This window comes from Streptomyces sp. NRRL WC-3549, from assembly GCF_000721935.1.
Lineage (GTDB): Bacteria > Actinomycetota > Actinomycetes > Streptomycetales > Streptomycetaceae > Streptomyces.
Window position 1 is genome coordinate 157321 of the sequence record NZ_KL585391.1, and the last position, 6855, is coordinate 164175.

Genomic DNA, 6855 nt, shown 5'->3' on the forward strand with positions numbered 1-6855 from the left:
CGCAGAGCAGCACGGCGGCCGTGGCGGGGCTCCGCCACCACGGGTGCGCGCGGGCTCCGCCGCCGCGTCCGGCCCGGGCCCGCGCCGCCCGGCCGGCGGCCCACGCTCCGCCCGCGATCCCCAGGGCGGCGCAGGCGCAGAGCGCCGCCCCCACGGCCACCCAGCGGCCGGGGGCGTCCAGGGCCGGTGCGGCGGTGGCCCAGGCCGCCAGGGCGGGCGGGACGAGCCTGAGGTCGAGCGGCCCCTCCTGCTGCGGATCGGCCGCGCCCAGCCTGCGGCCGGATGCGGTGTGGACGTCGGGAGCGGTCATGGCCTGACCAGGGGACGCAGGTCCGCGAACCGGCGGTCGCCGATGCCGTCGACCTCGCGGAGTTCGTCGACGGAGCGGTAACCACCGTGCTCGGTGCGGTAGTCGATGATGTGCTGGGCGAGCACGGGGCCTACGCCGGGCAGGCTCTCCAGTTGTTCGGGGGTCGCCGTGTTCAGGCTCACCGGCGTCTCCGGTCCGGGCTGCCCCGCGCCGGCGCCCCCGGCCGTCGCCCCTCCGGCTGTTCCGCCGGGTGCCGGCTGCACTCCCGGCAGGCCGACCAGGACCTGCTCACCGTCCGTCAGGACGCGCGCCCGGTTGAGCCCGGTCATGTCGGCGCCCTCGCGGACTCCTCCGGCGGCGCTCAGCGCGTCGGCGACCCGCGAGCCCGACGGCAGCCGCTGGATCCCCGGTCTGCGCACCTTGCCGCTCACGTCGACGACGATCTGGCCGCCGGGCGCGGCGGCCGAGTCCCCCGCGCCCGGCGCGGTCGCGGAACCGGGGGGACCGGACGGAACGGAGTCGGCGGAGGGCACCAGCGCCCCCACGGCCGCAGCCTCCTGCACACGCTCCGGGGCGCCCACCGCCTCGGGACGGGCCGACCAGAAGTGGGTCGCGGCGAGGACGGCCGCGCCGATCAGCACGACGGCCAGCGCGGCGAGCGATCTCGGTTCGAGCGAGCACCGGAGCTGGAGCCACAGCGGTAACCGGTCACGCACGGCGGGACCGACCGCCCCCCACCGGCCGATCCGCACCGGTGGGGCCATGTGCGGCGCTCCCCGCTCCGGCGCAGGAGGTCCGGCCTCCCGGGCACCGAAGGGCCCCGCGGTGCCCGTGGGAGGGGGCGCCGCGACGGAGGCCCAGGAAGGGACCGGGCGCGCTCCCCGGGCCCCCGGGAAGAGTCGGGCCTCCGGCGATGTTCCGGCCCCGTCCGCCCGGTCCCCCACGCCCGGGTGCGGCCCCTCCCGGCCGCCGCCGGCGCCCGGGGGCGCCCCGGCCCTCCTCCCCGCCGCAGCCGTCTCAGGCGCCCGCGTGCCCCGCACCGACCCCGCACGGGGTGTCGCCGCGGGCCCGGCGGGTCCGCTCCGGGCGTCCGTTGCGGGCCCGGCGGGGGCACTCCGGGCGTCCGTTGCGGGCCCGGCCGCCCGATCTCCCGCAGGCACACCCGGCGAAGCCCCGCCGGCCCTCTCTCCGGCGGCACGACCGCCCGCCATCAGCGCGTCCGCGCGGAGCCGTGCGGCCGCGCCTGGGCCCGGCCCCGTCCGGGCAGGGCCCGGCGGGCCGGGCCGGGAGCCGCCCGTACGGCTGGACGGCTGATCGGTGGCGCCGCTCGGCCTGACGGCGGCGAGGACACGACGGGATGCGTCGACTGATCGGAGGGTCATGTCGGCCGACGCTAGACACATCTGTGGAAACGCGCTGAGCAGCACCAAAAACGGTGGATAACCCGCTGGTTGTGAATACTTTCGCCACTCGCAGGGGTGAGGTCGGGTTCAGCGCGGTGACACGACCGCGCCCACCAGCCCCGGCCCGGTGTGCGCGCCGATGACCGCGCCCACCTCGCTCACATGGAGTTCCGCCAGGCCCGGTACCCGCTGCCGCAGCCGCTCCGCGAGCCGTTCCGCGCGGTCGGGGGCGGCCAGATGGTGCACAGCGATGTCGACCCCGTCCGCCCCTGCACGTTCCGCGACGATCTCCTCCAGCCGCGCGAGGGCCTTGGAGGCCGTCCGCACCTTCTCCAGCGACTCGATGCGCCCGCCCTCCAACCTGTCTCTTATACACCCCAGCAGCGCCTGCGCGGCGCCTATCCGCCCGCCCCGGCGCAGGTAGTCGAGCGTGTCGACGTAGAAGTACGCGGAGGTTCCGGCCGCCCGCTTCTCCGCGGCGGCGACCGCTTCGTCCGGACCGCCCCCCTGTTCGACGGCCTCGGCGGCGGCCAGCGCGCAGAAGCCCAGGGCCATGGCGACCATTCCGGTGTCGACGACGCGCACCGGCACCGGCGCCTCCTTCGCGGCGAGCAGCGCGGCGTCGTAGGTGCCCGACATCTCCGCGGACAGGTGCAGGGAGACGATGTCGGACGCCCCCGCCTCGGACGCGGCGCGGTAGGCGGCGGCGAAGACCTCCGGACTGGGCCGGGACGTGGTCACGGAGTGGCGTTTCTGCAGTGCCTGCGCCAGCGACCTGGCCGAGATCTCCGTCCCCTCCTCGAAGGCCCGGTCGCCCAGGACGACGGTGAGCGGCACAGCGCTGATGCCGTGCCGTTCCATCGTCTGGTGCGGCAGGTAGGCCGTGGAATCGGTGACGATCGCGACATGGCGGGACATGAGCCGGAGATTACCTTCCCCAAGCGGGCGCAGGGCGGCCCGGGCCCGTTCCGCTGGTCATTTCGGGTCGTTCCGGCCCGGCCTCTCCGGGCGGCCGTGCGCGGCCGACGTCCGCACGCGCGCCCGGAACGCGGTCCGGCCGTGCCCGGCCGGTGTCAGTTCGTGGTCTCCGGCCTGGCGGATTTCTGCCAGGGGTACCGGCCGCCGGCCGCCCCCGGGTCCGGCCGGGTCAGAGCCTGCGGCACGTCCGTACCGGCCGGCCCGCTCCGGTCACGCTCCGCACCGCCGGGGGCCTGGCGCGCCGGGCCGCTCTGCCGGGGCCCGCGCCCGTCGCCGTCCGCCGCCGGCCCGTCCGTCGTCCAGTGCCGGAGGGCTCCCGCCTCCACGTCGATCTGCGCGTTCAGCGCCGCGAGGTCGTCGTCGGCGAACCGCCGCGCCCGGTCACGTGCCGCCCAGCGCAACGACTCGGCGGAGTGCGTGATCCGCTCCGTGCGCTCCTTCAGGCCGGGCAGCAGGGTGGCCACCGTCGCCCGGTCCGGCTCGCGCTCCAGACGCTTGAGGTCCTCGTCGAGCTCCCGCCCGTGCACGCTCAGCCGCTCGAAGAGCCCCAGGGACTCACGCAGGGAGGCGTCCTCCGCCACCCCGGCGTTCAACGCGTCCTGGGTCGCCCGCATCGAGGTCCGCAGGGCGAGCCGCAACTGCGCGAGCTCCCCCGCCACCCCCGGCTGGCCGTAGCTCTTGGCCCGCAGCGCGGTGTCCTCCACGGAACGGCGGGCCTGGACGATCGTGCGGTCCACACCCCGTTTGGCGGCCCGCACCGTCCTGACACCGACGTACACCCCGAGCACGACGAACGCGACGAACAGCAGCGTCAGGATCAGGATCGCGGCTTCCATGAACGCCCCTCGGGTATCTGCGGCTGCCGGTGTGCGGTCGCTCTTCTACCGTAAACGGAACGGGCAGGCCAAGGGTTCCGTCGGAACCCCCAACCTGCCCGTAGGGGAAAGCCCTGGCCCGCCCGTGCCGGCGGCCGGAAACGCCGCTACGCGGGCACGATGTTGACCAGCTTCGGCGCCCGCACGATCACCTTGCGGATCCCGGCCCCGTCCAGTGCCGCGACGACGTTCTCGTCGGCCAGGGCGAGCGCCTCCAGATCCTCGTCCGAGATGGACGGGGAGATCTCCAGGCGGGCCCGGACCTTGCCCTTGACCTGCACCACGCACGTCACGGTCTCGTCCACGACGTACGCCGGGTCGGCGACGGGGAAGTCCTGGTGCACGACGGAGTCGCTGTGGCCCAGCCTGCGCCACAGCTCCTCCGCCACGTGCGGGGCCAGCGGCGCGACCAGCAGCACCAGCCGCTCCGCGACCGACCGCTCCAGCGGACCGCCCGTCTTGGTCAGGTGGTTGTTCAGCTCGGTGACCTTGGCGATGGCCGTGTTGAAGCGCATTCCGGCCATGTCCTGGCCCACTCCGTCGATCGCCTTGTGGAGGGCCCTCAGCGTGTCCTCGCCGGGCTCGGTGTCGACGACGGTGACCTCACCCGTCTCCTCGTCGACGACGTTGCGCCACAGCCGCTGCAGTAGCCGGAACTGGCCGACGACCGCACGGGTGTCCCAGGGGCGCGAGACGTCCAGCGGGCCCATCGCCATCTCGTACAGCCGCAGGGTGTCGGCCCCGTACTCGCCGCAGATCTCGTCGGGCGTGACCGCGTTCTTCAGCGACTTGCCCATCTTGCCCAGGACACGGCTGACCTTCTCACCCTGGTGGTAGTACGCGCCGTCGCGCTCCTCGACCTCGGCGGCCGGGACCGCGATCCCGCGGCCGTCCCGGTAGACGAAGGCCTGGATCATGCCCTGGTTGTACAGCTTGTGGAACGGCTCGGAGGACGAGATGTGCCCCAGGTCGTGCAGCACCTTGGACCAGAAACGGGCGTACAGCAGGTGCAGCACGGCGTGCTCCGCACCGCCGATGTACAGGTCGACGCCACCACTGGGCTGCCCCTCCCGGGGCCCCATCCAGTACTGCTCGACCTCCGGGTCGACCAGCCGCCGGTCGTTGTACGGGTCCAGGTAACGCAGCTCGTACCAGCACGAACCCGCCCAGTTGGGCATGGTGTTGGTCTCACGGCGGTACTTCTTCGGCCCGTCGCCCAGGTCCAGGGTGACGTTGACCCAGTCCGCGTTCCGGGACAGCGGGGTCTCGGGCTGGGTGTCGGCGTCCTCCGGGTCGAAGGTGCGCGGCGAGTAGTCCTCGACCTCCGGCAGTTCCAGCGGCAGCATCGACTCGGGCAGCGGGTGGGCGATGCCCTCCTCGTCGTACACGATCGGGAACGGCTCACCCCAGTAACGCTGCCGGCTGAACAGCCAGTCGCGCAGCCGGAAGTTGACGGTGCCCTCACCGACGCCGCGCGACTGCAGCCACTCGGTGATCCTCGCCTTGGCGTCGACGACCCCCAGACCGTCCAGGGAGACCTCGTCGTTCGCGGAGTTGACCAGCTTCGCCTCGTAGGAGGAGAAGGCGTCCTCCCACACCGAGGGGTCCGTGCCGCGGCCGTCCGACGGCTCGACGACACAGCGCATCGGCAGCTCGAAGGCGCGCGCGAACGCGAAGTCGCGCGCGTCGTGCGCCGGTACGGCCATGATCGCGCCGGTGCCGTAGCCCATCAGCACGTAGTCGGCGATGAAGACCGGGACCTTCTCGCCGCTGACGGGATTGGTCGCGTACGCGCCGGTGAAGACGCCCGTCTTGTCCTTGGCCTCCGCCTGCCGCTCCACGTCGGACTTGGCCGCGGCCTGCTTGCGGTACGCGGTGACGGCCTCGGCGGGAGAGGCGTGCCCGCCGGTCCACACGGGGTGGGCGCCCTCGGGCCAGGCCGCCGGAATGATCCGCTCCACCAGGTCGTGCTCAGGCGCCAGCACCATGTAGGTGGCGCCGAACAGCGTGTCCTGCCGGGTGGTGAAGACGGTGATGTCACCTGCCCCGTCGACCGGGAAGTCGACGCGTGCGCCCTCGGAGCGGCCGATCCAGTTGCGCTGCTGCAGCTTGATGGCCTCGGGCCAGTCCAGGTCGTCCAGGTCGTCCAGCAGCCGGTCGGCGTAGGCCGTGATCCGCATGTTCCACTGACGCAGCTTGGCCTTGAAGACCGGGAAGTTCCCCCGCTCGGAGCGGCCGTCGGCCGTGACCTCCTCGTTGGCCAGCACCGTGCCCAGCCCGGGCGACCAGTTGACGGGCGCGTCCGAGGCGTACGCCAGGCGGTACTGCCCCAGGACGTCCGCGCGGTCGGCGGCGTTCAGCGCGGCCCATGCGCGGCCGTCCGGAGTGGCGCGCTCACCGCTCTCGAACTGGGCTTCCAGGTCGGCGATCGGGCGGGCCCGGCCGGCCTCGGTGTCGTACCAGGAGTTGAAGATCTGCAGGAAGATCCACTGGGTCCACCTGTAGTACTCCGCGTCGATGGTCGCGAAGGAACGGCGCTTGTCGTGGCCCAGACCCAGCCGGCGCAGCTGCGCCTTCATGTTCTCCATGTTGGCCTCGGTCGAGATCCGAGGGTGGGTACCCGTCTGGACCGCGTACTGCTCCGCCGGCAGGCCGAAGGCGTCGAAGCCCAGGGTGTGCAGGACGTTGTGGCCGGTCATCCGCTGGTGGCGGGCGTAGACGTCGGTGGCGATGTACCCCAGCGGGTGGCCGACGTGCAGGCCCGCACCCGACGGGTAGGGGAACATGTCCATGATGAACTTCTTGGGCCGGGCGGCCAGTGCCGGATCGCCCGCCAGGTCACCGGTCGGGTTCGGCGCCTCGTACGTCCCCTCGGCGTCCCAGAAGTCCTGCCAGCGTGCCTCGATGTCGGCGGCCATCGCTGCCGTATAGCGGTGCGGCGCGGCCACCTCGGCCGCGGTGTTCGTCTCGCTCATGATCCTCAAGCTCCATCGATCGTCATCTGCCGGCGCCCACGTCCACGGACACACGTCTACGGACACACGTCTACGGAAACGAAAAATCCCCTCGCACAGGAGGGGACGCCGCGCCGAGTCCGACCAGGCGTTCTCACCGGTCGGTAGTCGTCAGCGCGGCTCGCTAAGCAGAAGGCGTACGGCACGCATGGCGCCAGGGTACCGCACGGCTTCGGAGCGGCGTCCGCCCTTCCGCGCCCGGCTCCGGGCCCCACCGGCCGCACCTCACCGGCCACAACGAGAAGCGGGTCACCCGATTCGGATGACCCGCTTCC

4 protein-coding genes and 1 pseudogene are annotated in these 6855 nt (G+C 73.2%); all 5 read right to left on the bottom strand.

Translation table 11 applies throughout. The features are described 5' to 3' along the window. Positions 1-310: pseudogene (locus IH13_RS0109305) on the bottom strand (MBL fold metallo-hydrolase); the annotation flags it as partial. Further along, positions 307-1074, bottom strand: coding sequence for a ComEA family DNA-binding protein (locus tag IH13_RS0109310; protein WP_082317549.1), 768 nt, complete (start codon positions 1072-1074; stop codon positions 307-309). The gene IH13_RS0109310 and the pseudogene IH13_RS0109305, both read right to left, overlap by 4 nt. Before the next feature lie 726 nt (positions 1075-1800). Then, a complete protein-coding gene (locus IH13_RS0109315) occupies positions 1801-2631 on the bottom strand; it encodes a DegV family protein (RefSeq protein WP_031082775.1) in 831 nt (276 codons plus the stop codon). A gap of 155 nt (positions 2632-2786) precedes the next feature. Next, complete coding sequence (locus IH13_RS0109320; RefSeq protein ID WP_031082777.1) at positions 2787-3527, bottom strand: hypothetical protein; 741 nt, start codon at positions 3525-3527, stop codon at positions 2787-2789. 146 nt (positions 3528-3673) lie between these two features. After that, positions 3674-6541, bottom strand: a complete 2868-nt coding sequence (gene leuS / locus IH13_RS0109325; RefSeq protein ID WP_031082778.1) for a leucine--tRNA ligase — start codon at positions 6539-6541, stop codon at positions 3674-3676. Positions 6542-6855: the final 314 nt, after the last annotated feature.